The organism is Arthrobacter sp. MDT2-16, from assembly GCF_054510925.1.
Genome location: NZ_JBTNDP010000003.1, coordinates 243,473 through 269,449, shown reverse-complemented (window position 1 = coordinate 269,449; position 25,977 = coordinate 243,473). Strand labels below are relative to the sequence as shown.

Sequence of the window (25,977 nt, the reverse complement as noted above, 5' to 3'; positions counted from 1 at the left end):
CAAGGAAGAACCATGTACGTCTTCAAGAACCCGAAAGCCCGTCACGCCGCGCTCGAGCAGTCCCCGGCCGCCCTCCTCCCCGCCGAGGCGGCAGCACAGGTCCACTACGCGGACGTCGACGTCGCCATCGTCATGGAATCCACCTACCCGTACCTCAAGGGCGGGGTCTCGGCGGTGGTGCACGATATCGTCACACACAACCCCGACCTCACCTACGGCATCATCCACATCACCTGGGACTCCGCGTCACCCCAGGAGGACCTGTACGGGATGCCGGCGAACGTGGCCTGGGTGCGCCCCGTCTACCTGAGCCTGCAGGAGCACCGGCACGACTTCATGGCGGTGTCCTCCAGGGATCTCGGGATGACCCCGGTGGAGCGCTCCGCGCTCGCGCACCGGGTGTTCGACGCGCTGTACGCGCTGTCCGAACGGGGCGAGGTGGAGCCGCTGTGGCAGCTGATCGACGAGGGGCTGAACGAGCGCACCCGCACCTTCCCGCTCTGGGCCCTCCTGGGATCGAAGGAGTTCATGGAGGCACTTTCCGAGCGGATGCCCCAGCTCGACCTGTCCCTGGCGGACTCCTTCTGGACGCTGCGGAACTTCTTCTCGCTCGCCTTCGCCGTCCTCGGGGAGACCATGCCGAGGGCGCGGGTCTACCACGCCCACACCACCGGCTACGCCTCCCTGCTGGGGGCCGCAGCCGCGCGGGACCACGGCACGTCATTCCTGCTCACGGAACACAACCTGTACGTGCGCGACACGGTGAACACGCTGCTGGACCGCAACATGGCGCTGTCCATCACCTCGGAGGACTACCGGACGTTCGACGTCACACCGGAGCAGCGGGCGTGGATGGCGTGGTGGACCGAGATGGGTCACTTCTGCTACCCCAGCGCCACCCTCATCACCTATCTGTACCCCAGTGCCATCACTGAGGCGGCACGTCTCGGCACGGACATCGACAAGTCCGTCGTCGTGCCCAACGCGATGGTGATCGAGGAGTTCGACGACAAGTACCGGGCCCGGCGCGCCGCGCAGGAGTTGCTGGCGCAGCGGGGCGACGACCACGTCTGGAAGCTCGTCTACATCGCCCGGGTGGTTCCCATCAAGGGACTGCTGGACCTGCTGTCGAGCATGGACATCCTGCGCCGCCACGGTTTCCCGAACCTCCACCTCGACGTCCTCGGGCCCACCGAGCACGTGCCCGAGTACTACGAGGCGTGCCTCGCGAAGATCGAGAGCCTCGGGCTGCACGACCACGTCACCGTCCACGGCACGGTCAACGTGAGGGACATGCTCGACCAGTTCGACCTCCTCGTGCTCCCGAGCTACAACGAGGGCCAGCCCATCGTGGTGCTCGAGGCCATGGCCGCCGGCATCCCCACCGTCGGCACCGACGTGGGCGGCATGCGCCAGCTGATCGGCGACGAGCTCCACGCCAGGGACGGCCGCACGGTCGGGCCGTGCGGTGAACTCGTGATCGCGGGCGACGTGGAGGAGATGGCGGAGAACATTCGCGCGGTCATCGGCAACGCGGAGCTCTACCGGACCTACGCGGCGAACGCGCGCACCCGCGTCCAGGAGTTCTTCCAGATGCACGAGATCATGTCCTCCTACAACGAGATCTACCGGACGGTCGGTGACATCACGGATCTCGGTGAGCTCACGACGACGGGCCTCGGGGACCTCACGCGGTCCGGCCTGTGACCGGCGTCGGTGCCTGGATCCGGTACGGCGATCCCCTCCTGCCGGGCCAGCTCGAGTTCGCGGCCGAGCACTACCGTGCGGCGATCCTCCAGCCGTGGGAGGTCGACGCCGCCGAGGAGCTCAAGCGGCTCCGCCCGGACATGACGGTGCTCTGCTACAAGTGCCTGTCGTCCGTGCGGAGCTACGAGCCCGGACCGGTCTTCACCTCCGGCGTCTCCTACGGGGAGGCGGACGCGGACGGCGCCTGGTTCGCCACGCGCCTGGACGGCTCCCGCATCGAGTGGGAGCGCTATCCGGGGCACTGGCAGATGCGGGTGTGGGATCCCGACTACCAGCGCCGCTGGGTGGGCAACGTCGTCGAGGAACTGCGGGATTCGCCGTTCGACGGCGTCATGGCGGACAACGACGTGTTCGACGACTACTACGGCCTCCGGCTGCCCATCGAGGGCGCCACGGAGATGGCGGCACTGCGGACGGCCCTCGGCGACCTCGTACAGGCGGCCGGGACGGCGCTCAACGCCGCCGGCAAGATCCTCGTGCCGAACATCGCCGAGTCGCGCCGCGAACCGGGGCGGTGGGCCGCACACGCCGCCTACGGCGGGGGCTTCGAGGAGGTCTGGCTCGGCTACAGCCCCGTGGACCTGTTCGATCCGGTGACGGCCGAGGCACAGTTGTCCCAGGCCGCCGGGCCCGGACTCTCCATCCTCCGCGTCCCCACCGACGGCGACGACCGCCACCCCAACTTCGTCTACGGGCTCGCGGCGTTCTGGATCTTCGGCGAGGGCCGCGGTGCATACAGTGCCACGGCTCACGACGACTACAGCCGCCTCCACCACGCACCCGAACTCGACTGGCAGCTCGGGGCCCCACGGACCGCACCGCAGGGTGGGAGGCATGCCTGGTGGCGGGAGTTCGAGGACGGGTTCGCCGCCGTGAACTTCAACCGGGACGGCCGCCGCCGCCGCAGGGTGCGGGTGCCGGCCGGCCTCGTGGACGCGGAGGGGCGCTCCGCGCCGTCGTCCGTGGTCCTGCAGCCGCAGCGCGGCGTCCTGTTCCGCCGCCCCTCCTGACCACCGCCTCCCCCCGCTGACGGGCGGGCAGGTCCTTGCGCAGGTTCTGCTCAGGATTACCGACGGTCGGGCTCTTCACCTGTCCTGACGGAACGGGCACATCCATGATGTGCGTATGAGACTCAAAGCCGCCGGGGTCACGGCTGTTTCCACCGCGCTGGCCCTCGCCTTCGCCGTCGGTACCCTCGTCACGCCTGCGAGCGCCGGCAGTGCGCCCAAGGGGAGCGGCCAGCAGCTGCCGGCCTACCTGCAGGGGTACCGGCAGGGCCAGCTGCTCTGCCCGGGAGCAGCGCTCACGGGCAAGGTCTCGGTGGCGATCGTCGACCCCATGACGGCCACCACGGACGCACCGGGTGACTGCACGCTCTCCGACATGAAGGCCGCCAATCCCGGCACCACGTTCCTCGCGTACCTGAACATCGGTGCCATGCGGGATGCCGAACCGTGGAACGGCGTCTTCCGGAACTCCTGCGCGGACACGGCGACGTCGGAGGGGAAGCAGTTCGCCGTCACCACGCCGAACCCGAAGGTGGCCGTGAACGAGGACGGCTTCGCCTCCTACCCGGGCTACTCCTACCTGACCGTCGCCGACCTGTCCCCGGCCTACGCCGATGCCTGCGCCGCGACGGCGCGCACCATCCTCACCACGGACGCGCAGCGGGGCACGACGAACGCTCCTGCCGCCCGGTTCGACGGCATCTTCCTCGACGACGCCTCGATGTCGCCCTCACACGGCCAGGACATGGTCGACGTGGGGCAGTGGGGCCCCTGGGCGAGCGACGACGCCTACGGGGAGGCCCTCATCGCCGCGGTGCAGCGCTTCGACGCGACGCTCACCCGCACCCTGGGCCGGGACGTCCCCGTCGCCGTCAACCTCGGCGTCTACCCGGCCTGGAGCAATCAGGTGGACCTCGCTACAGAACTGGCGGCCACGGGCAGCGTGGACTTCGCCCTCCGCGAGCACGTCGTCTCCAACGGTACGGGGCGCCCAGCGCCGCTCGTGGACCTGGAGCAGGCCACCGCCGCCTACAGGGCCATCACGGCCGCCGGGATGCCGGTGGTGGAACACGACTACTCCGTGCCCCTGCGTGAACTCCCGGCGACGGCCTACCGCCAGGGCGGCGACATCGGCTCCTCGGCCCCGTGCCTGCGCGACGGCTTCGGCGCGAGGGCTTCCGTGGTGGCCGCGGGCAAGACGCGCCGCGTGCTGGACCACCGGATGACGCTCGGGCACCTGCTGCAGACCCGCACGGCCTCGGCCCGGCAGATGACCGCCACGCTCTCCCAGGCGGAGCCCACCTGCCAGGACAACGCGTGGGACGACGACGCGAACTTCGAGACCGTCACCACGGTGTCCGTCGCCGCCTCGGACCCGCAGGTCACGGCGCTCACGAAGGCCGTGACCGGCGGAGCGTACGCGACCGTCGGCCCCGTGACACTCAGCGGCGTGAACGTGGTGAAACTCTCGAACGGGAGCGTCGTCGCGGTCAACACCACCAACCTGACGCGCTCGGTGTCCGCCTACGGGAAGACGCTCACCGTCCCCGGACGGTCCGCGACCATCGGCTGACCCACCGCGGGCCCGCACCTACGCTCGGTCGACGACGGCCCGCAGGTGGGTGGGCAGGACGCTGCCCGGGGCGCGGCTGCGGATGAGCGCGAGGTCGCGGGCGTGCTCGTGCAGACGCCGGTCCTCCTCGGAGCGCGGCACCCACGGCGGCACCGGGACGGCCGTGCCCTCGGCGTCGCGCGCCACCATGACGGTGAGGCACTCGGTGGTCAGGTCCAGTTCCCGCGACGTCGGGCTGCCGGAGCGCACATGGACCGCGACGTGCATGCCCTTGCGCCCGGTGTAGACGAGGCGTGCCTCCACCTCGACGACGTCCCCGATGTGCAGCGGCTTGAGGAACCGGACGCCGCCCGAGAAGACGGCGACGGTGTCCAGTCCGCAGTAGCGCGTGGAGCAGACGTAGGCGGCCTCGTCGATCCAGTCCATGACCGTGCCGCCGTGCACCTTCCCGCCCCAGTTGACGTCGGTGGGCGCGGCGAGGAACCGAAGGACGGTCCGCTCCGCGGTGCCGGCGTCCGTGTACGCCTGGCGGCGCATCTCCGCGGTGATCTCCTTGCGGACCCCGATCCGGGCCACCGCGTGCTCGCTCTCGAGGCGCTCGGCATCCGAGCGCGGTTCGAAGGGCGGGACGGCGACGGGCCGGCCGTCGGGGCCCACGGCCACGAAGATCACGAGGCACTCGCTGCGCCTGCCGCCGTCGCCCCCCGAGACGGATCCGGAGGAGACGATGGTGCGGATGTGCATCGACGAGGTGCCGGTGTGCACGATCGTGGCCTCGACCTCCACGAGGTCACCGACCACCACCGGATCCGCGAACTGGATGTTCCCCACGTACGCGGTCACGCAGTACGTCTTCGCCCAGCCGACGGCGGCCGCGTAGGCCGCCTTGTCCACCCACTCGAGCACCGTGCCGGCGTCCACGGACCCGCTGTGGCCGAGGTCGGTGGGGGAGGCGAGGAACCTCAGGGTGATGGAGTTCGAGGGGTTCATGACCCAGTATCACCACGTTCCGGACGCATCCGGAAGCAGCGCTACGCGTCGGGGGTGACCAGGCGGCGCACGGCCGTGCGGATCAGGCGGCGACGGTGCTCGTGCTCCGCGTCGTCGTCGTCGGGCGACGCGGCGATCGTGGTGCTCACGGGCGACCAGGTCAGGGAGAGCGCGATGACCATCGAGAAGAGGTCCGACGGCGGGATGCTCGGGTCCACGAGCCCCTCGGCCTGGGCGGCCGCGATGGCTGCGAACTTGGGCTGGTCGAGGGTGCCGATCTCCGGACCGAGTCCGCCGAAGGGTGCGCGCTCGAGCCGCGTCCAGACCGCGAGCTTCACCACGAGGGGGTGCGCGAGGTAGTCGTCGTACAGCCGCACCGCGTAGCCGGGCAGGTCCCGGCCGTCGATCGGCACGGCGTCGACGATCGCGCGGAGGCGCTCGGCGAGCACCGCGCTGAAGAGCTGCTCCTTGTTGCCGAAGTAGGCGTACAACTGGGCCTTGTTGGCCTCCGCGGCGCGGGCGATGCGGTCGATGCGCGCCCCGGCGATCCCGCGCTCGGCGAACTCCTCGGTGGCCGCCTCGAGGATCCGCTGCTTGGTGGCATCGCTGTTTCCCATCCGATCAGTCTATCCAACCGTTTGGTTTATTTCCGGCTCAGCGGCAGGTACAGTCTCCCCGTATAACCAAACAGTTGGTTTCTAAGGAGTGCAGATGAGATACACCAATGGATTCGCATCGATCCCGGGCGGCACCGGCGTGACGCCCTGGACCTTCGAGCGGCGGGACCTCCGCCCCGATGACATCGCCGTCGGCATCGGCTATTGCGGCGTCTGCCACAGCGACCTCGATGCCCTCGCGTCGGCCGCCCGGGGATCGGCCCGGCTGGTACCCGGCCACGAGTTCACCGGGACGGTCACGGAGGTCGGCGCGGACGTCACGCGGTTCGCCGTCGGGGACGCCGTCGCCGTGGGCAACATCGTCGATTCCTGCGGCACGTGCCCGGCCTGCCTGGCCCGCCAGGAGAACTACTGCCATGCCTTCCCGACCCTCACCTACGGAGGCGTGGACCGCCAGGACGGCCTGACCACGCAGGGCGGCTACTCCGACGAGTACGTGGTCCGTGAGGACTTCGCCTACCGCATCCCTCCGCAGCTGGACCCCGCTGCCGTCGCGCCCCTGATGTGCGCGGGGGTCACGGTGTGGGAGCCGCTGCGGCGCTGGCAGGTGGGACCGGGCAGTTCCGTGGGCGTCGTCGGGCTCGGTGGCCTCGGGCACCTCGCCGTCAAGCTCGCCAAGGCGCTCGGCGCACGCGTCACCGTCTTCACCACGTCACCCGCCAAGGCCGATGCGGCGTACCTGCTCGGCGCGGACGACGTCGTGCTCTCCAGCGACGACGCCGCCATGGCCGCACAGTTCGACACGCACCATCTGATCCTGGACACGGCATCTGCCGCCCACGACATGACCCCCTACCTACGGGCGCTGGCCCTGGACGGCACGCTGTGCACCCTGGGCATCACCGAGCGCCTTGACTTCGACCCGATGGCCCTGCTGATCGGCCGCAAGAGCCTCGCGTCGGCCGGCAGCGGCGGCACCAGGGCCACGCAGGAGTTGCTGGACTTCTGCGGCGAGCACGGCATCACGGCCGACGTCGAGGTGCTGCCCGTGGGCGAGGTCGACCAGGCGCTGGACCGGCTTCGGCGCAACGACGTCCGCTACCGCTTCGTCCTCGACCTGACCGCGTAGTTCAGGCGCCGACGTCGATGACGGTCACACCGCCCGCGGACCGGTCGCCGGCCATCGCCACCAGGGCGTCCGGGACGTCCTCGAGTGGGATGCGACGTTCGATGAGGTCCTGCGGGCGCAGCCGGTCCGCGGCCACGAGGTCCAGCAGCCCGGGGTAGTCGCGCGCGGGCATGCCATGGCTGCCGAGGACGGACAGCTCCCGGCCGATCACGGCGCCCATGGGGATCACGGGATCGGAGGGGAAGAGGCCGATCTGCACGTGCCGGCCGCGTGGGCGCAGCGCGAGGATCCCCACGGCGGCGGTCTCCTCCCGGCCGAGGGCGTCCACCGCGACGTCGAAGCCCTGCGGCGCCGCTTCGGCGAGCCCGGCCAGCACCTCGGCGCGGGACAGGCCGGAGGAGTCGATAGTACGGTCGGCGCCGAAGCGCGCGGCGCGCTCCAGTGCGGCGGCATCGATGTCCACCGCCACCACCCGTGCGCCCAGGGCCACGCCGATCATCACGGCGCTCAGGCCCACGCCGCCGCACCCGACCACCACGAGCGACTCCCCGGCCCCGAGGCGGGCCTGGTGCACGAGGCCGCGGTACGACGTCGCGAAACGGCAGCCGAGGAGCGCCGCCGCGCCGGCATCGAGGGAGGCGGGGACGGCGATGAGGTTCGTGTCGGCGTCGTGCAGGGCCACGAGGTCCGCGAACGAGCCCCAGTGCGTGAAGCCCGGCTGGGTCTGGTTGCGGCACACCTGGCCGTTGCCGGACGCGCACTCCGGGCAGTGCCCGCAGGCGCAGACGAACGGTGTCGTCACGCGGTCCCCCACGGAGAAGAGCCGTACGTCGTCGCCGACGGCCTCGATGGTGCCCACCAGTTCGTGGCCGGGGACGTGCGGGAGGGTGATGCCGTCGTCGTGCCCGAGCCAGCCGTGCACGTCGCTGCGGCACAGGCCCGTGGCCTCGACGCGGACCACGACGCCGCGCGGCGAGGGGGTGGGGGCGGGGACGTCCCGGAGGACGGGGCGGGCGGAGAACCCGTCGAAGCAGACAGCGCGCATCGCACCATTCTGCCCCGGGGAGTCTCCGCCCGGTGCATCGCCCGCCGCTGCCGTCAGACCCTGGGCTGCACGGTCCTGCGCGCTGCACGCGACCCCGTGCGGCGCCCCCCGGTGATCAGCGGATCCTTCGCCAGGTCCATCATGAGCGCCACGCACAGGCCGATCATCACGAGCAGGAACGGGGCGGCGGCGATGATGGTCAGCGTCTGCAGGGCTTCGAGGCTGCCGACGGAGAGCAGGACGGCGGCGACGCCACCGGTCAGGACGCCCCAGAGGATGGTCAGCCACTTGCGGGGCACGGCGGCACCGAAGGAGGAGAGCGACCCCAGCACGATCGAGGAGGCGTCAGCACCCGAGATGAAGAAGACGGCCACGAGGATCACCACGAGGATCGAGGTGACGGAGGCCAGCGGGTATTCGGCGAGCAGCGCGAACATCGCCGACTCCTGGCTCTCGGCGTTCGCCGCCGCGATGTCCACGCCGGTGTTCTGCAGGCTGAGGGCCGAACCGCCCCACACGCCGAACCAGATCACGCTGATGATGCTGGGTACGGCCACGACGCCGATGACGAACTCGCGGATGGTGCGGCCGCGCGAGATCTTGGCGAGGAAGGAGCCCACGAAGGGCGTCCACGAGACCCACCAGGCCCAGTAGAAGATGGTCCACGCCGCGAGCCATTCGTGCCCGCCGAACGCGCCCGTGCGGGAGGACATCTGGGGGAGGCCGATGAGGTAGTTGCCCGCCGAGGCCGGGATGAGTTCGAGGATGAAGACCGTGGGCCCCACGACGAACAGGAAGAACAGCAGGGCCAGCGCCAGGATCATGTTGCCGTTCGACAGCCACTTGATGCCGCGGCTCACGCCGGACACCGCGGAGACGACGAAGCAGACCGTCAGGATCGCGATCAGCGTGATCTGGAGGGCGAGACTGCTGCCCATGCCGAAGACCTTCGTGAGCCCGCCGTTGATCTGCAGGACACCGAGCCCGAGGGACGTGGCCGAGCCGAAGAGGGTCGCGAAGATCGCGAACACGTCGATGGCCCGCATCCCGGCGGGAGTAGGACGTCCGCGGAACAGGGCCGTGAAGGCACCGCTGAAACCTGCGCCGCGTCCCTTGCGGAAGGCGGAGTAGGCGAGGGCCAGGCCGACGACGGCGTAGATGGACCAGGGGTGGATGGCCCAGTGGAAGAGCGTGTAGCTCATGGCCTGCTGGGCCGCCTCGGAGCTGCCGGGCGCGATGCCCTCGACCGGCGGGGCGAGGTAGTGGGAGATGGGCTCGGTGACGCCGTAGAACATGAGGCCGATGCCCATGCCGGCGCTGAACATCATCGCGATCCAGGACGCCCGCGAGTGCTCGGGCTTCTCGCCGTCCTTCCCGAGCGGGATCCGGCCGTACTTGCTGAAGGCGAGGAAGAGGGCGAACACCACGAAGCCGGTGGCCGTGAGCACGAACGCCCACCCGAAGTTCGCCACCAGTCCGTTGAGTACGGAGGTGGTGAAATCCGAGAAGCCGGTGGGGAAGACGACCGCCGTGAGCATCAGCAGGATGACGATCGTGAGCGAGACGAACAGGACGGGCCGATCCAGCCGAGCCTTGGCAGGAGCCTCTCCCGGAGGGGCCTCGAAAGGCGTGTCCTCGCTGGGCGGTGATCCTTGGATGTGCTCGGTGGAATTAGACATAGGGCTTAGGGTACGTGGGCGGCCGGCACCGGGTCCGGGCGGATCGGAGCCCCGAAAACCCTTGCCGGAACCCCCTCCTGGTGCGTCAGGCGCAGCCGGAGTCGCCCCTCGGGCGCCGACCCCGGCGCCGGCCCACCGGGCCTGCTTCCTTGGGTGCGCGGGGATCGCGGACTGTTCCTGCCGCCATGCCCTCCCTCGTCCTCCGTCACCGTGCGTCACTCCCGGAGGGGCTGCGCCGACGCCGGCAGGAGCGACCTGGCAGGCGCTTCGAGTGTGACGAAGCACCCATTCCGAGGGCTCTCGCGGCACCGGCCTGCAGGAGACCCTCGCCCGGGTCAGCCAGCCCGGAGGCGGCGACGCTCCCGGCGGGTCGTGGCGGTGTCGGTGGTCAGGCTCAGCCCGAGACCCACGGCGACGAGCAGGATCATGACGAAGGGCAGGACATCGAGGCCGATCCCGTCGAGCAGGAGCCCGCCGAGCAGTGCACCCCCACCGATGCCGATGTTGAACGCCGTCGTCTGCAGGGCGGCCGAGAGGTCGCGCGTGCGGAAGGAGGCGGTGCGCAGCATGCGGGTCTGCAGCATCGCGGGGATGCCACCGAACGCGGCACCCCAGACGATCACGGCGATCAGCACCACCACCGTGTTGGTGGTCGCGAGGGCGAGGGTGAGGACGGCGGCCATGACCACCAGGACGACGCCGGCGAAGGCCTTGCGCGGGAAGCGGTCGGCCGCGTATCCGGCCCCGACGAGACCGATGATGCCGGCCCCGCCGTAGAGGAACAGGACCAGGGCCACGGATTCCGGCTCGAAGGACGAGACGTCCGTCAGCCAGGGGGCGATGTACGTGTAGAACACGTTCTGGCCGGTGATCAGGATCAGGATGACGGTGCACAGGAGGAGCACGCCGCGGAAGCTCGGGTCGCGGCGCAGCGGGACGGGCTCCTCGCCGGCGGCGCGCTCCTGCCGATGGTTCACGGGTGGGAGGAACTTCACGATCACGAGGGCCAGGATCGCCACGACCACACCGATGATGGTGAAGGCCGCGCGCCAGCCGAGCGCGTTGCCGATCGCGGTGCCCACCGGGACGCCGAGCACGAAGGCGGCCGTGCCGCCGCCGGCTGTGATGGCCACGGCCTTGCCGAGCTGCTGAGCCGGGACGAGGTGCGCGGCGTAGGCGGCCACCACGGCCCAGAAGAGTCCGTGTGCCAGTCCGCCGAGGATGCGCGCGGCAACCAGGACGCCGTAGGTGGGGGCGATGGCCGCGAGGACGTTCGCCACGGCGATCACGAGCAGCACCGTGACGACCAGCGACTTCCGCGAGAACCGCTGGGTGACGGCGGCCAGCGGCGTGGTGGCCACGACGACGGTGCCCGCGAAGACGGTCACGAGGTAGCCGGCCGTCGAGATCCCGACGTCGAGGTCGCGGGCCATGGCGGGCAGGAGCCCGGTGGGCAGGAACTCGCTGGTGACGGAGACGAAGATCGCGCCCGCGAGCGACAGCAGGCCGATATAGGGGAACGACGCGGTGGTTTTCACCGGGGAGGAGACAGACAAGGGGGTACCAATCGTGGGAACTGCCGGCGGTCGTTGCCTCGGTTGCGCCGTTGGGAACCGTGGGGCGTACTCGAGCCAACACCACGGAGAGCCTTGACTTCTCTGGTGGCAACACCGGAAGGTCCCGGGACATTCCTGCCGTACCTCCGCGGACAGGCCACCGCGTCGAACGGCCGGAGGTGCCGGTGCGCACCCGCGGATCCGCGACGGCGCCGCGGGGGTGCGGCGGGGTCTCCGGCCCGGTTGCGGGTCGGGGCGCCGGTGGCGCTCACGCAAGGATGGCCGCGACGACGACGAGCGCCGGGATGGCGAGCGCCGAGGACAGCAGGACGGTGTCGCGGGCGGGGGGGATGCCCCGGCCGTAGCGGCTCGCGAACATGAAGACGTTCTGCGCGGTGGGCAGGGCCGACACGACCACGGCGCCGAGCAGCCTCTCGCCGTCGAGCCCGAAAAGATGATGGGCGATCAGATATGCCGCAATCGGCATGCAGGCGGTCTTGAGCGCGGTGGCGGTGAGCACCTGCAGCCGGTCCGGCCCGGGCCGGAGCGGGCGGCTTCCCGGCAGGGACATGCCGAACGAGAGAAGCACCATGGGCACGGCGGCGCCGCCGAGCAGCGCCAGGGAGTCCCACAGGGGCGCGGGCGGGCGGAACCCGGTCCCCGACACGGCGACGCCGAGCAGTGACGCGATGATCATGGGATTGCGGAACGGCTGGGTCAGGACGGCCCCCACGGACGGCTTCCGGCTGGAGGTCAGGTCCAGGATCGTCAGGTAGAGCGGCGCCAGCAGCAGGAGCTGGACGAGCAGCACCGGGGCGATCAGCGTCGGGTCTCCGAGCGCGTACACGGTGATGGGGATGCCGATGTTGTTCGCGTTGACGAAGGAGCTGGCCATGGCGCCGATCGCGGTCTCCGCCGCGGGTCGGCGGAACAGGACCCGGCTCAGCGCCACGTAGAGCGCCGCGACGGCGAGGGAGGACAGGAGCGCGATCGGCACGTACTCGGAGAACACCGCCCCGAGGTCGGCATCGGCCAGCACGGTGAACAGGAGGGCCGGGTTGGTCACGAAGAAGGCCACCTGGTTGAGGGTGAACCCGGCCTGGGGCCCGCCGATCGCGAGCCGCCCGGCGAGATAGCCGACGAGGATCACGGCTCCCACGACGGCGAATCCGCCCAGCACTCCCAGCATCGGTCCTCCCTCCACGCCACGGGCGGTCCGGCCACCCTCCACGAACCTAGTGCGTTCCGCGTCGACCGCCGAACTTTTACTGGGAAGCGTTTTCCCAAATCCCTTGATCGCGGAATGGACCGCCGTTAGGCTGACTGCACGTCACCGCCGGTCTCCACCTCGACGCCGCCCATCCGGCGTCCCGGTACTGCGGTGGATCCCCACCCCGTTTTCAATGACGAAGCGAGAAGGTACCTCCTCATGTCATCATCCGGTCTCAAACGCGCCCTTTTCCGGTCACCGCTCCTGGCAGGAGTGACCGTCCTCGGCGTCTCACTCTCGGGGGTACCCGCTCTCGCCGTCGACCCTCCGCCCCCACCCGCCGCCGCGGAGGAGCCGTCGTCGTCGCTTCCCGTGCCCACCAACGTCCGGCTCGCACGCCTGACGGACTCGAGCGTGATGCTCCGCTGGAACGAGGTGCCGGGTGCAACCGGATACATCGTGCTCCGCGCGGACACGATCGACGGGGACTATGTGCGCGTGGCGGAGACGACGGGCGACGTCTTCGCGACGGACACCACCGCCGACACCTCGGCGCCCCGCTTCTACCGGGTCCGGGCACGCGGTGCTGACGGAGTCACCGCGCCGTCAGCGGCCACGGCGTCCAGCTTCTACAACAATCCGCCGGCACTGCCCGAGGGCGGCGAATTCAGCTTCGACCTCGGGTCGGGCGCCGTGGCTCCCGGTGCGACGGCGATCAGCGCCACCACCGCCTACGGTCCCGGCACCCGCGCGGGTTTCGTCGATCCCTCGAAGGTCACGGCGAGCGACCGCGGGACACCCGACGCCCTCCGGTCCGACTTCGTGAGGGTCGGGGACACCGAACTGGTGGTGGATCTGCCGAACGGGGACTACACGGTCACCCTCATCGCGGGTGACGCGGCCGGACCCACCGACATCGCACTGGTCGCCGAACAGATGACGAAGGTGCAACCGACCACCCAGGTGGCCGGTCAGTACCTCGAGATGTCCTTCGACATCGCGGTCGTGGACGGGCAGCTCAACCTCGACCTCGCAGGCACGGCCGCGAATCTCAATGCCCTGACCATCACCCGACTGCCCGACCGTGCACAGGCCCCCTCGCCCACCGTCTGGCTCACGGGCGACTCGACGGTGCAGACCTACCGCTCGGATGTGGCGCCGCAGGCCGGCTGGGGCCAGATGATCGACCGCTTCCTCGACGACGACGTCACCGTGGACAACAGGGCGATCGGCGGACGCAGCTCCAAGAACTTCATCAGCCAGGGACGCCTCGACGAGGTTCTGCGCGGCATCAAGCCCGGGGACTACCTCTTCGTCCAGTTCGGGCACAACGACAACAGCTACGGCGTCGACGACCGCTTCGCAGCCCCCGCCGACTACTACGAATACCTCCGCACCTACGTGGACGGGGCGAGGCAGCGTGGTGCCACCCCGGTCCTCGTCACCCCCGTCTCCCGCCGTGCGTTCGGGGCGGACGGCAAGGCGGTGGTGTCCTTCCCGGCCTACGTCGAAGCGGTGCGGAAGCTCGCGGCGGAGACGGGCACGCCACTCGTGGACCTCGCCGCGTCCAGCCGCGAGTACCTCGACGAGATCGGAGCCGAGACGGCGAAGTCCGTCTTCCTCCACGTGCCGGCCGGGGTCTACCCGAGCAGGCCCACCGGCACCGTCGACGACACCCACTTCCAGGAGTACGGCGCCATCCAGATGGCACGGCTCGTCGCCGGAGGCGTGGCCGCCCTCGACATCCCGCTCGCGGCGGAGGTGGAGGAGGCGGAGCCCCCGGCGGCCGTACCCGCCGCCCCGTCCGGGGTCGTCGTCACCAGTGTCTCGAACGCGAGTGCCCAGCTCACCTGGCGCGCCGTCGAGGGCGCGGACATCTACCGCGTGTTCCGGAAGGACGCCGGTGCTGACGATGCCGCCTACGCGCTGGTCACCACCTCGACGCTGCCCCAGGCCGCGGTGCCCGGCCTCGCCGAGGGCAGGGAGTACGACGTGCGTGTCGTCGCGGTCAACGGCCGGGGCGACTCCGCACCGTCCGCCGCGGTCCGGGTAGCCACCAGGTCGCCGCTCTACCGGTTCGACGTGCAACTCGCCGGATCGCCCGTCATGCCCGGCTACACGGAGGTGAACCAGACGAGCGCGTACTCCGCGGAGCGCGGCTGGGGGTTCCTGAACACCACGGGGCTCGGCGGGCGGGACCGGGGTGTCGCCTTCACGCCGCGCCCCACGGATCTCGAACGTGACTTCCTGTTGCCGACACCCGCACACGCCTTCGCCGTCGACGTTCCCAACGGCGCCTATTCGGTCCGCACCTACAACGGCGACTGGATCGGCACCAGCCGCTCCAACGTCCAGCTCGAGGGCAAGGACTTCGGGTCGGCCAACGCCGGAGCCGGGGCCGTGGCCCGGAAGACCAGCGAACCCGTCACCGTGACCGACGGCCAGCTGAACCTCGTGATGACGGGGACGTCGTCGCGCCTGAACGGCATCGAGATCACGCCGCTGCAACTCGCGCCCTCCGGGCTCGAGCTGCGGGACCTCACCATCGACGGATCCGGCGTGGCCGTGTCCCTCGCCTGGCAGCCGGCCGAGGGTGCCACGGGTTACCGGGTGTACCGCACCGCGACGGGCTCCACCGGGCGCGTCGCCGTCGGCGATGTGACGGGAGCGGCCTTCACGGATACCTCGGCCGACGTCGGTCTCGAATACACCTACACCGTCGTCGCGCTCGATGCCGGCGGCAGTGAGTCCATCGCCTCGAACGCGCTCGTCCTCACCACCGTGGATCCCGACGTCCCGAAGGCGCCGGTACCTGCGGGCCTGGTCCTCGGGGCGGTCAACAAGAACGATGTCACCATCAGCTGGACGCCGTCGGAGGGCGCCCTGTTCTACCAGGTGTATCGCGCCGAGCCGAAGGCCGACGGTTCGCTCGGCGAGTTCGAGCTGGTGGGACGCGCCGACGGCGCGACCTACACGGACGACGGTGTCCTGACGACGATCGAGTACACCTACGCCGTCACCGCGGTGAACGCCGGCGGGGCGTCGGAGCGGTCCTCGACCATCACCTCCCCGGCGGCCACCACCCTGCAGCGGCAGGCCGAGCGACTCGACCGCGCGCCGGTCGCGGTGCAGGGCGGCAGCGGCGTCTACGTCGGCTGGCGCATGCTGGGCCTCGATGACGACGGCATCGCCTTCCACGTCTACCGCGACGGCGAGCGGGTGACCGACGCGCCCGTCACGGCGAGCACCAACCTGCTCGATGCCGGCGGCTCGGCGGCATCGGTGTACCGCGTGAGCTCGGTCGTCGACGGCGTGGAGCGCTGGGCCACCGAGGACTTCACCGTCTGGGGCCAGCAGTACCTCGACGTACCGATCGAGAAGCCGGCCGACGCCGTCACCAAGGACGGCCAGCCCTACTCCTACAAGGCCGGCGACGCCTCCGTAGGCGACGTCGACGGCGACGGCGAGTACGAGATCATCCTGAAGTGGGATCCCACCAACAGCCGGGACAACTCGCAGGCCGGCTACACGGGCACCGTCTACGTGGACGCGTACAAGCTCGACGGGACGCGCCTGTGGCGGATCGACCTCGGGAGGAACATCCGTGCCGGTGCGCACTACACGCAGTTCCAGGTCTTCGACCTCGACGGGGACGGCAGGGCCGAGGTGACCATGAAGACCGCGGACGGCACCGTGGACGGCGCGGGCACCGTGATCGGTGACGCCGCCGCCGATCATCGGAACTCCACCGGGTACGTCCTGAGCGGACCCGAGTACCTCACGGTGTTCGACGGCGCGACGGGAGCGGCGATCGACACGATCGACTACCTCCCGGCCCGCGGTGACGTCGGTGCCTGGGGTGACGCCTACGGCAACCGGGTGGACCGCTTCCTCGCGGGCGTGGCCTACCTCGACGGCGAGAAGCCGAGCGTGGTCTTCAGCCGCGGGTACTACACCCGCGCGGTCGTCGCAGCCTTCGACTTCGACGGCAGCGAACTCACCTCCCGCTGGACCTTCGACTCCGACCGCTCCGGCAGCCAGTACCGCGGCCAGGGCAACCACGGGTTCTCCGTGGCGGACGTGGACGGCGATCAGAAGGACGAGATCGTCTTCGGCTCCATGACCATCGACGACGACGGCGAGGCCCTGTACACCACGGGTCTCGGCCACGGCGACGCGCTGCACGTCTCGGATTTCGACCCGACCAACGAAGGGCTCGAGGTCTTCGCGGCGCACGAGGACATGGCGTCCTCCGGGAACCGGGGCGCCACCTTCCGCGACGCCGCGACGGGCGAGATCCTCTGGTCCATCCCTGCGGCCCGTGACACCGGCCGCGCCGCCATGGCCGACATCGATCCGAGCCACCCCGGCGCGGAGGGCTGGGCGATCGGTGGGGACGCGGCCTACAACTCGCCGGTCGGACAGCTCCGCTCGTCCGCGGGCGAGCTGATCTCGGAGAAGATCCCGGCGGCCAACTTCCTCACCTGGTGGGACGGGGACCTGCTCCGCGAGATCACGGACAACGACTACGACGCCGCAGCGGCGGCCGGGGTCCCGACCGTCTCCAAGTGGAACCCCGCGACGCAGGAAGCCGACGAGATCTACCGGGCGGAGGGGACGCTGAGCAACAACACGACCAAGGCGAATCCTGCGTTGCAGGCGGACCTGTTCGGTGACTGGCGTGAGGAGATCGTCACCCGTACGGAGGACTCCTCGGCGCTCAGGATCTCCACGACGGTCGACGTCACCGACCACCGGCTCCGCACCCTGCAGTCCGATCCGGTGTACCGGCTCGGGGTCGCCTGGCAGAACACCGCGTACAACCAGCCCCCGCACACCTCGTACTTCCTGGGTCAGGACATGCAGGCACCTGCGGCGCCGAGCATCACCTACACGGGTGAGGATGCGGGGCCGGGCGAGCTGGTCGACCCGGAGCCGTCGTTCGTGCCGGGTCCCGCCGGGGCGAAGGACCTCAAGGAGTCCACGCGCGTGGACCTCGGCCTCGCGGGTGAGAAGTTCGGGCGCGGCGCCAGTGACGTGACGCTCGAGAACCTCGAGCCGCGCCAGTGGTACTACGTCTACCTCGACGCGACCGGTCTCGGCTGGCGCCAGGCGGACGACGACGGCGAGGTCACGGTGACCACGCCGAAGGACACCCGTCCGGGCAACAACAAGATCGTGGTGTTCGACCGTGAGGGGACGCTTCACGGCTGGGAGGCCCTGCGGGTCACCGGTCCCTGAGCGGCCGACGGAAGGCCCGGACGGCCCGGACGGCCCGGCCGTCCGGGCCTTCCGCCTGTCCGCCCATCGGCGGGGCTCGCGCAGCAGGAGCGGAAGAGGTGGCTGGCGATCGTGTTCCGGTGCTCGGCGTCGGCGAACCGGTCGCGGCGGTCATGGGAGGCCGACCGCCCGCCGCGCGTCCCCGCGTGCCAGACTGGGACCATGCTCGTAGCCTTCAGCGTCGCCCCGTCCGGTTCCTCCGACCTCTCCCGCGAGAACCCCGACGGGTCCGTGCACGACGCCGTCGCCGCTGCGGTCGCCGTCGTGCGTGAATCGGGGCTCCCGAACTCCACCGACTCCATGTTCACCACCATCGAGGGGGAGTGGGACGAGGTGATGGCCGTGGTCAAGAACGCCACGGAGGCGGTGGGCCGCTACGGCAGCCGCGTGTCGCTCGTCCTGAAGGCGGACATCCGCCCCGGACGCACGGGCGAGCTGACCGGCAAGGTGGAACGACTGGAAGCGGCGCTCGCCGAGCAGGAGCAGTTCGAGGGCCACTCCTGACCCCGCCCGACCCCAACCGGTGGCTTCAGGCCACTAAGCTGGCACCGTGACACCGCCCCTGCTGACGCTGCCCTACGTGATCCGGCCGGCCACGGTCGACGACGCCGAGACGTACGCGCGCACCCACGTCGCGGGGCTGCACGAGACCTACGAGCACATCATGCCGCCGGAGTACCACGAGTACTACGACGCCGAGCTGCCCGCGATCATCGAGCGCCGGCGGGCGGCGTTCGAGGACGCCGAGCGCGCACCGGGCAGTGCGCGCAGCTGGCTGGCGTTCGACGACGACGGCGCACCCGTCGCCATCGCGACGTCGGGACCGGGACGCGACGAGGACCGGCCCGACTTCGAGCTGCACCACATCTACACGCTGCGCTCCACCCACGGTTCGGGCCTCGGCCAGCGCCTGCTGGACACCGCGATCGGCACACGGGCCGCCTACCTGTGGATCCTGAACGACAACCCGCGCGCCGAGCGCTTCTACGTCCGCAACGGCTTCACGCCCGACGGCACGTCCATGCTCTGCGGCCCGACCTGGCACTACAGGCCGATGTTCCGCATGCACCGCCCCGACCAGCACTGAGCCCGACCAGCACCGAGCCCGACCAGCACCGAGCCCGACCAGCACTGCACCCGCTCGAACCTGACCAGAGGAGACCGCCCTGATGGCGAAACCCACGGGGCCGCGCCCGGAGATCGGCGAGTTCCCCATCGACACCGGGACCTGCGAGCTCGAACCCGATCCGTACAACTCGAACGGGTGGGTGCTGCGCATCAACGGCGTGCCGAGCTCGCACATCGACCTCGCGGACCCGCTGCAGCTCGACTTCGAGTACATGCGCTGGATCGCCTCCCTCGTCGACTCCCGCTGGGCGCCGTCGGACAGGCTCCGAGCCCTGCACCTCGGCGGGGGTGCGTGCTCGCTCGCCCGGCGCTTCGCGGCCTCCCATGCGCAGGCACGCCAGGTCGTCGTCGAACTCGACGGACGCCTGGCCGAGCTGGTGCGCGCGTGGTTCGACCTGCCCCGCGCACCCCTCGTCCGCATCCGCGTCGGCGAGGCGCGGACCGTCACGGAATCCCTGAGCGAGGGCAGCCGCGACCTCGTGATCCGGGACGTCTTCGCCGGGGCCCTGACGCCGCTCCCCCTCACCACGCGGGAGTTCACGCGGGCCGCCAAGCGCGTGCTCGCACCCGACGGCCTCTACGTGGTCAACTGCGGCGACGGCCCCGACCTCGGCACGGCGAAACGGGAGGCCGCGACGATCGGTGCCGAGTTCGCCCACACCGCGATCATCGCCGACCCCGCGATGCTCAAGGGCCGGCGCTACGGCAACGTGATCATCGCCGGGAGCGACGCACCGTTCGGTGAGGATCCTGGCCTGGCCCGCGAACTGCTCGGTGGGGGAGTGCCGGCCCACCTGTGGCAGGACGCCCGCGTGAGGACCTTCGCCGCCGGGGCGCAGATCCTCACCGACTGACGACGCCGCCGAGCCCGTCGAGGGCTCCTGAGGGGATCGTCAAGCGCAGCACGCACAGTCCCTCCGAGGCACCGGGCCTGCGCCCCCCACTAGGCTTACCGCGTGGAACTGGGACTGCTGGGCATCATCGGAATCGCCGTCCTGGTAGGGGTGGCCGTGCTCTCGAAGCGCGTGGGGGTCGCGGCGCCGCTCCTCCTCGTGGTCGTGGGGATCGGGTTCTCCTTCGTGCCCGGCGTGCCGCGCTTCACCATCCCCGACGAGTGGATCCTGACCGGCATCCTGCCGCCCCTGCTGTACGCGGCGGCGATCAAGACGCCCGTGACCGACTTCCGCCGGAACCTCACCCCCATCGCGAGCCTGTCCGTGGCCCTCGTTGTCGTCTCGGCCTTCGTCACCGGGCTGCTCCTCCACGCCCTGCTGCCCGGGCTCGGGCTCGCCGCGGCGGTCGCGCTCGGCGCCGTCATCAGCCCGCCTGACGCCGTCGCCGCCACCTCGATCGGCCGGCGCCTCGGCCTGCCTCCGCGGCTGCTCACGGTGCTCGAGGGCGAGGGGCTGGTCAACGACGCGACGGCGCTGGTGCTCCTGCGCAGCGCCATCGCCGCGTCCGCGGGAGCCCTGGCCGGTGTCGGCGCGGCCGTTGCCGATTTCGCCTTCGCCGTCGTCGTGGCACTGATCGTGGGCTACGCGGTCGGGGCGGTGACCGTGTTCGTCCGCTCCCGGCTCGACGACCCCGTGCTGGACACCGCGCTGTCCCTCGCCGTGCCCTTCATCGCCTTCATCCCGGCCGAGGAGCTGCACGCCTCCGGGGTGCTGGCCGTCGTGATCGCCGGGATCTACACCGGGCACCACAGTGCCAGCCGGCTCGATGCCCGCGCACGCATCAGCGACAACGTGAACTGGCGCACCGTCCAGTTCCTCCTGGAGAACGGTGTCTTCCTGCTGATCGGCCTGGAGGTCCGGGGCCTGCTGCAGGACATCGACCAGTCACTGCTGACCGTGGGGCAGACCGTGCTGATCGGTCTCCTCGCGACCCTCACCCTGATCGTGCTGCGCTTCCTCTGGGTGTTCCCCCTCGTCCTGCTCATGCGACGGCTGCCGAGCCGCGCGGAACGCCGGACGCTGCAGCTGCGGCGCGGACTCGGCCGGCTCAAGCAGCAGCCCACGCTCGACGCGAGGCAGAAGCGGCGCAAGCGGGTCCTGACGAGGCTGTACCAGCGCCGCAAGGCGGACCTGGACCTGGAGCGGCGCGAGGGGCCCGGCTGGAAGGGTGCCACGGTGCTGGGCTGGTCCGGCATGCGCGGGGTGGTGACGCTGGCTGCGGCGCAGTCCCTGCCGGAGTCCTTCGCCTACCGGGAGCAGCTCGTGCTGATCGCCTTCACCGTCGCGGTCACCACCCTGCTGGTGCAGGGCGGCACCCTGCCGGCGCTCATCCGGGTGCTGAGGATCGAGGGCATCGACATCGGGTCCGACCGTGAGGAGTCCGCCACCCTCTTCGACGAGCTGCGCACCGAGGGCCTGCGCGTGCTCGACGACCCGCAGGCCATCATGGGCGAGGACGTCCGGGTGGATGAGGAGGTGCTGGACCGCGTCCGCACGGACACCGGGAGGCGGTCCGAGTTCGAGTGGGAGAGGGCGCGGCTGCCCGAGCAGAAACTGGTGCGCTCGCCGCACCGCCAGTACCGCGACCTGCGGCTGGCGGTGCTCGCGGCGGAGCGGGAGGCGCTGCTCGCGGCCAGGGCCCGCGGGACGTACTCGTCGCGCGTGCTGGCCCGGGCCCAGCGCGTGCTCGACGTCGAGGAGACGCGCCTGCGCCCGCGGAGCGGTTCCTGAGCCGACGTCGGCTCCCTCCGGACGTGCACGACGAGTGGGGCCGATCGCCCGCGCCCCATGGACGGCACCGCGCCGCAGGCACCGGGGCCCGGCCGGAGTCGGGCCGGAGTTGGGCCGGATCCTAGGGGCGGGGGCGTCAGCCGCGGCCCAGCAGTTGCGGCTCCAGGGCCGCGGTCGCCCGCCGCAGGGCGTCGACGACGGCCGCCACGGCCGGCTGGCGCAGCGCGTCCGCCCGCACCACGAGCCAGTAGTCGAGCTCCTCGGCGACGTCGGTGGGGAGGAGTCGCACGAGATCGGGATGCCGGTCGGCCATGAAGCACGGCAGGAGGCCGAGGCCGGCGCCCGCCCGGGTGGCCTCGACGTGGACGAAGACGTTGGTCGAGCTCAGGGCGTCGCGCATGGCCGGCAGGAGCCGCCGGGGCGCATCGAGGCTGTCCACCTGCAGCATCGAATCGATGAAGTACACGAGCTGGTGCCGCATGGCCTCCTGGAGCGTGGCGGGCGCGCCGTGGCCGGCGAGGTAGCCCTTGGACGCGTAGAGCCCCAGGACGTAGGTGCCCAGCCGCTCCGCCTCCGCGCGGTGCAGCTGGGGCTCCCCGACCACCACCTCGAAGTCGAGGCCCGTCCGGGTCTGTGAGGCCCGGCGCGTGGCCGTGATGATCTCGATCCTCAGCCGGGGGTTGCCGGCGCGGAGCCGGGCGAAAGCGGGTGCGGCGACGAAGGCGCTGAAGCCGTCCGTGGCACTCATCCGCACCACGCCGGAGAGGCCGCCGCCGTCGTCGCCCCCCAACTGCGCGATCGCGTCCGTGACGACGGCCGCCGCGTCCGCTGCCCGCCGGCCCAGTTCGGTCAGCTCCCAGCCGCCGCTGCCGCGCGAGACCACACGCCCGCCGAGCGCCTTCTCGAGGGCCGCGATCCGCCGGGACACGGTCGTGTGATTCAGCCCCAGCACATCACCGGCCGTGGTGAAGCGCCCGCTCTGGGCGACGGCGAGCAGGACCACGAGATCCTGCGCGTTGGGCACGCTCATATCTGCAGTATTGCAGAGCATTCCTGCCGTTCTGGTCATTGGCTGGGCCGGATCCTGCAGCGATACTCGTAGGCATCACCCGGGACCCTGCAGGGGCCGGCATCCGTGTCAGCGTCGACGAAGGAGATCCATGAGCACGACGGCGTCCCAGCCCGCGGCGGCCCTGAACCCCGGGTCCCTGGCCGGACGGCGGGCACTGGTCACCGGTGGCGCGAGCGGGATCGGTGCCGCGTGCGCGCGGGCGCTGGCCGCGCGGGGAGCCCACGTGGTGGTCGCGGACCGGGATGAAGCGGGCGCCGGATCCCTTGCCTCCGAGCTCGGCGGTGAGGCGTGGGCGGTGGACCTGCTGGACACCGCGGCACTCGAGACGCTGACCCTCGAGGCGGACATCCTCGTCAACAACGCGGGGATCCAGCGGGTCAGCCCGCTCGAGGAGTTCGATCCCGAGGACTTCCGCCGCATCCAGCGGCTCATGGTCGAGGTGCCGTTCCTGCTGATCCGCGCCGCCCTCCCCGGGATGTACGCGCGGGGCTTCGGCCGGATCATCAACATCTCCTCCGTGCACGGGCTGCGGGCCTCGCCGTTCAAGGCCGCGTACGTCACCGCCAAGCACGGCCTGGAGGGACTCTCCAAGGTGACGGCTCTCGAGGGCGGCGCCCACGGCGTCACCAGCAACTGCGTCAACCCGGGCTATGTCCGCACGCCCCTCGTGGAGAACCAGCTGACGGACCAGGCCCGCGTGCACGGCATCAGCGAGGAGGAGGTCCTCGAGCAGATCATGCTCACCGAGTCCGCGATCAAGCGACTCGTGGAGCCCGAGGAGGTCGCCTCGCTCGTGGCCTGGCTGGCCGGCGGGGACGCCGGCATGGTGACGGGGTCCTCCTACGTCATGGACGGCGGCTGGTCCGCCCGCTGAAGCGGGACGTCCCCCACAGACCGGCGACGACGGCGGTCCCCCACCCGCCGTCGTCGCTTGCCGGCTGCTGGGGCGCCGTCCCTGGATGCCGCCCCGGGATCAGATGCCGAGCAGTTCCTCGATGGGTCCGATCCCGAAGAACACGACGAACGCGGCGGCCACGGCCCACATCAGCGGGTGCACCTCGCGTCCGCGGCCCTGGATGGCGCGGATCAGCACGAACGCGATGAACCCGGCGCCCAGGCCGTTGGCGATCGAGTAGGTGAACGGCATGAGGGTGAAGGTGAGGAAGGCGGGAAGGGCCACGCCCCAGTCGTCGAAGTCGATGCGGCCCACCTGGGACACCATCATGAAGCCCACGACCACGAGGGCCGGCGCCACGGCCTCGAACGGCACGAGGCTGATGAGCGGCGTGAAGAACATCGCGAGGAGGAACAGCAGGCCCGTCACCACGTTCGCGAGGCCGGTGCGTGCACCTTCGCCGATGCCGGCACCGGACTCCACGTAGATCTGGTTGGACGACACGGACCCGGCGCCGCCGGCCACCGCGCCGAGCGCGTCGATCACCAGTACCCGGTTCACGCCGGGGATGTTGCCCCTGGCGTCGACGAGCTTCGCCTCGTTCGCCAGCCCCACCATGGTGCCCATCGCGTCGAAGAAGATGCTGAGCAGGATCGTGAAGGTCAGCAGGATCGCCGCGGTGGCACCGAGGTGGCCGAAGGCGCCGAACAGGCTGACGTTGCCCACCAGGCTGAGGTCGGGCACGCCCACCCACGAGCCGCTGGGGAGTTCGGGGACCACGAGGGACCAGCCCGCGGGGTTCGGATCCTGATCGGGGCTGACGCTGGGGCCCACGTCGACGACGGCCTCGAGCATCACGGCGAGGGCCGTCGCGGCCAGCACGCCGATCAGGATGGCGCCGCGCACCTTGCGGACCACGAGCGCGATGGTCAGGATCAGGCCGAAGACGAAGACCAGGGTGGGCCAACCGATCAGGACGCCGCCGAAACCGAGGCCCACGGGCACGGTGGTGTTGGCGACGTCGGGGACGCGGCGCACGAAGCCCGCGTTGACGAGTCCGATCAGGGCGATGAACAGGCCGATACCCACCACGATCGCCGTCTTCAGGCTCTCCGGCACCGCGTTGAAGACCGCTGTCCGGAAGCCCGTCAGGACCAGCACGAGCATCATGAGGCCCGCGAGCATGACCAGTCCCATGATGTCCGGCCAGGTCAGGCCCGCGTTGGTGGCCACGGTGATGGCTACGAAGGCGTTGACGCCGAGGCCCGTGGCCAGGGCGAAGGGGTACTTGGCCCAGGCGCCCATGACGATCGTCAGGACGCCCGCCACGAGTGCCGTCACGGCGGCGACGCGCTCGAAGCCGAGCTCACCGCCCGAGGAGTCGGCGCCGGCGAGGATGAGGGGGTTGAGCACCACGATGTAGCTCATGGCGAAGAAGGTGGCGAGACCGCCGCGGATCTCGCGGGAGAACGTGGACCCCCGCTGCGTGATGTCGAAGTAGCGGTCCAGCACGGAACCAGTTTTGAGCATGGGGGATCCTAGGGCGGCAGGGGCGGGGACTCGGGAGGAAGTCTATCCCGCGCCCCCGCAGCGGCCTCGTTCGTGACGGCCGGACCCAGCACCCGGTCAGGGACGCCGCGTAGGGTTGGGGCATGTCAGCCCTCCTGCCTGTCCACCCTCCCGTGACCCCCCGGCGTCGTCCCCGCGTGGCCGCCGCGGTGATCCCCGCCGTCCTGCTCGCCCTCGCGATGCTGTTCGGTCCCGCCGGCGCCGCGACCGCCCACGACGAACTCACCGGCACGAACCCGGCCGAGGGCGCCACCGTGGAGGTGCTCCCACCGGCCCTGGAGCTGAACTTCTCCAACGTCCCGTCCGGCATCGGCGCGCAGGTGCAGGTGCTCGACGAATCCGGCACGGACTGGGCCGACGGGCCGGTCGAGATCGTGGACCGGACGGCCACCCAGCCGTTGCGCCCGGGCGCCCCTGCCGGCGGGTACACCGTCAACTGGCGCGTGGTGAGCTCGGACTCGCACCCGATCGAGGGCACGTTCGCCTTCCGGACACAGCAGGGTTCGACGACGGTGCCGGACGCCGCGACCACCGCCGGTCCCGTGGACGCGCAGGATGCCCCGGCCAACGAGACGCAGACGGCCGGTGTGAGCGACTTCCCGTGGAGCATCGTGCTGATGATCGCGGCCCTCGTGGCCATCGCCGTCGCGCTCGCCGTGACCGCGCGCAAGCGGCTCGGCGCCGGGAAGTAGGGGCGGTCAGGACACCCTTCGGGGCGCGCCGGCACCGGGCGCCCGCAGGGAGGACCCGGCCGTAGCTCGCCGGCGGCGGAAGGT

The 25,977-nt window shown here is 70.9% G+C and carries 19 protein-coding genes; 11 read left to right on the top strand and 8 right to left on the bottom strand.

The features are described 5' to 3' along the window. Nucleotides 1-12: 12 nt before the first annotated feature. The 3 genes from pelF (at nucleotide 13) to ACX80N_RS07835 (ending at nucleotide 4,347) form a co-directional block, all read left to right on the top strand. Nucleotides 13-1,707 carry a GT4 family glycosyltransferase PelF gene (gene pelF / locus ACX80N_RS07845; protein ID WP_105032441.1) on the top strand — a complete coding sequence of 565 codons (1,695 nt, stop codon included), beginning with the start codon at nucleotides 13-15 and terminating at the stop codon, nucleotides 1,705-1,707. Further along, the gene (locus ACX80N_RS07840; RefSeq protein ID WP_459338929.1) at nucleotides 1,704-2,777 is read left to right on the top strand and encodes a putative glycoside hydrolase; all 1,074 of its coding nucleotides are present in this window, start codon (nucleotides 1,704-1,706) and stop codon (nucleotides 2,775-2,777) included. The genes pelF and ACX80N_RS07840 overlap by 4 nt, the downstream gene beginning before the upstream one ends. A gap of 115 nt (nucleotides 2,778-2,892) precedes the next feature. Beyond that, nucleotides 2,893-4,347: a hypothetical protein gene (locus tag ACX80N_RS07835; RefSeq protein ID WP_459338928.1), complete on the top strand. Its 1,455-nt coding sequence runs from the start codon at nucleotides 2,893-2,895 to the stop codon at nucleotides 4,345-4,347. A gap of 18 nt (nucleotides 4,348-4,365) precedes the next feature. Here ACX80N_RS07835 and ACX80N_RS07830 read toward each other — a convergent pair whose 3' ends face one another. Together ACX80N_RS07830 and ACX80N_RS07825 are read right to left on the bottom strand one after the other, a co-directional pair. Then, nucleotides 4,366-5,337 (bottom strand): acyl-CoA thioesterase, encoded by a 972-nt coding sequence (locus ACX80N_RS07830; protein ID WP_459338927.1) that lies wholly within the window; start codon nucleotides 5,335-5,337, stop codon nucleotides 4,366-4,368. Between the two features lie 41 nt (nucleotides 5,338-5,378). Beyond that, nucleotides 5,379-5,954: a TetR family transcriptional regulator gene (locus ACX80N_RS07825; protein WP_459338926.1), complete on the bottom strand. Its 576-nt coding sequence runs from the start codon at nucleotides 5,952-5,954 to the stop codon at nucleotides 5,379-5,381. Nucleotides 5,955-6,048: 94 nt separating this feature from the next. Between ACX80N_RS07825 and ACX80N_RS07820 the strand changes: the two genes are divergently transcribed. Then, the gene (locus ACX80N_RS07820; RefSeq protein ID WP_459338925.1) at nucleotides 6,049-7,083 is read left to right on the top strand and encodes an NAD(P)-dependent alcohol dehydrogenase; all 1,035 of its coding nucleotides are present in this window, start codon (nucleotides 6,049-6,051) and stop codon (nucleotides 7,081-7,083) included. Between the two features lies 1 nt (nucleotide 7,084). On the opposite strand, the gene ACX80N_RS07815 is transcribed toward ACX80N_RS07820, so the two are convergent. The 4 genes from ACX80N_RS07815 to ACX80N_RS07800 form a co-directional block, all read right to left on the bottom strand. Continuing rightward, a complete protein-coding gene (locus ACX80N_RS07815; RefSeq protein ID WP_459338924.1) occupies nucleotides 7,085-8,128 on the bottom strand; it encodes an alcohol dehydrogenase catalytic domain-containing protein in 1,044 nt (347 codons plus the stop codon). 53 nt (nucleotides 8,129-8,181) lie between these two features. Beyond that, nucleotides 8,182-9,807 (bottom strand): BCCT family transporter, encoded by a 1,626-nt coding sequence (locus ACX80N_RS07810; RefSeq protein WP_459338923.1) that lies wholly within the window; start codon nucleotides 9,805-9,807, stop codon nucleotides 8,182-8,184. A gap of 335 nt (nucleotides 9,808-10,142) precedes the next feature. Then, nucleotides 10,143-11,345 carry an MFS transporter gene (locus ACX80N_RS07805; protein ID WP_459338922.1) on the bottom strand — a complete coding sequence of 401 codons (1,203 nt, stop codon included), beginning with the start codon at nucleotides 11,343-11,345 and terminating at the stop codon, nucleotides 10,143-10,145. Nucleotides 11,346-11,631: 286 nt separating this feature from the next. Beyond that, entirely contained in the window at nucleotides 11,632-12,552 is a 921-nt protein-coding gene (locus ACX80N_RS07800; protein WP_459338921.1) for an AEC family transporter, read from the bottom strand. Between the two features lie 240 nt (nucleotides 12,553-12,792). Here ACX80N_RS07800 and ACX80N_RS07795 point away from each other — a divergent pair, with 240 nt between their 5' ends. From ACX80N_RS07795 to ACX80N_RS07775, 5 genes are all read left to right on the top strand, one after another. Next, a complete protein-coding gene (locus ACX80N_RS07795; protein ID WP_459338920.1) occupies nucleotides 12,793-17,814 on the top strand; it encodes a rhamnogalacturonan lyase family protein in 5,022 nt (1,673 codons plus the stop codon). A gap of 201 nt (nucleotides 17,815-18,015) precedes the next feature. After that, nucleotides 18,016-18,357: a thiamine-binding protein gene (locus ACX80N_RS07790; RefSeq protein ID WP_105032451.1), complete on the top strand. Its 342-nt coding sequence runs from the start codon at nucleotides 18,016-18,018 to the stop codon at nucleotides 18,355-18,357. A 46-nt stretch (nucleotides 18,358-18,403) separates the two neighbouring features. After that, entirely contained in the window at nucleotides 18,404-18,940 is a 537-nt protein-coding gene (locus ACX80N_RS07785) for a GNAT family N-acetyltransferase (protein ID WP_240615183.1), read from the top strand. Nucleotides 18,941-19,022: 82 nt separating this feature from the next. Beyond that, nucleotides 19,023-19,835: a spermidine synthase gene (locus ACX80N_RS07780; protein WP_105032452.1), complete on the top strand. Its 813-nt coding sequence runs from the start codon at nucleotides 19,023-19,025 to the stop codon at nucleotides 19,833-19,835. Between the two features lie 102 nt (nucleotides 19,836-19,937). Continuing rightward, nucleotides 19,938-21,665 (top strand): cation:proton antiporter, encoded by a 1,728-nt coding sequence (locus ACX80N_RS07775; RefSeq protein WP_459338919.1) that lies wholly within the window; start codon nucleotides 19,938-19,940, stop codon nucleotides 21,663-21,665. A gap of 136 nt (nucleotides 21,666-21,801) precedes the next feature. On the opposite strand, the gene ACX80N_RS07770 is transcribed toward ACX80N_RS07775, so the two are convergent. After that, on the bottom strand, nucleotides 21,802-22,695 hold the full coding sequence (locus tag ACX80N_RS07770) for a LysR family transcriptional regulator (RefSeq protein ID WP_459338918.1): 894 nt from the start codon (nucleotides 22,693-22,695) through the stop codon (nucleotides 21,802-21,804). Between the two features lie 130 nt (nucleotides 22,696-22,825). Between ACX80N_RS07770 and ACX80N_RS07765 the strand changes: the two genes are divergently transcribed. Further along, on the top strand, nucleotides 22,826-23,611 hold the full coding sequence (locus ACX80N_RS07765) for a 3-hydroxybutyrate dehydrogenase (RefSeq protein ID WP_459338917.1): 786 nt from the start codon (nucleotides 22,826-22,828) through the stop codon (nucleotides 23,609-23,611). Nucleotides 23,612-23,710: 99 nt separating this feature from the next. On the opposite strand, the gene ACX80N_RS07760 is transcribed toward ACX80N_RS07765, so the two are convergent. Beyond that, nucleotides 23,711-25,162, bottom strand: coding sequence for an NCS2 family permease (locus ACX80N_RS07760; protein WP_459338916.1), 1,452 nt, complete (start codon nucleotides 25,160-25,162; stop codon nucleotides 23,711-23,713). Between the two features lie 122 nt (nucleotides 25,163-25,284). Between ACX80N_RS07760 and ACX80N_RS07755 the strand changes: the two genes are divergently transcribed. Beyond that, entirely contained in the window at nucleotides 25,285-25,893 is a 609-nt protein-coding gene (locus ACX80N_RS07755; protein WP_105032457.1) for a copper resistance CopC family protein, read from the top strand. Nucleotides 25,894-25,977: the final 84 nt, after the last annotated feature.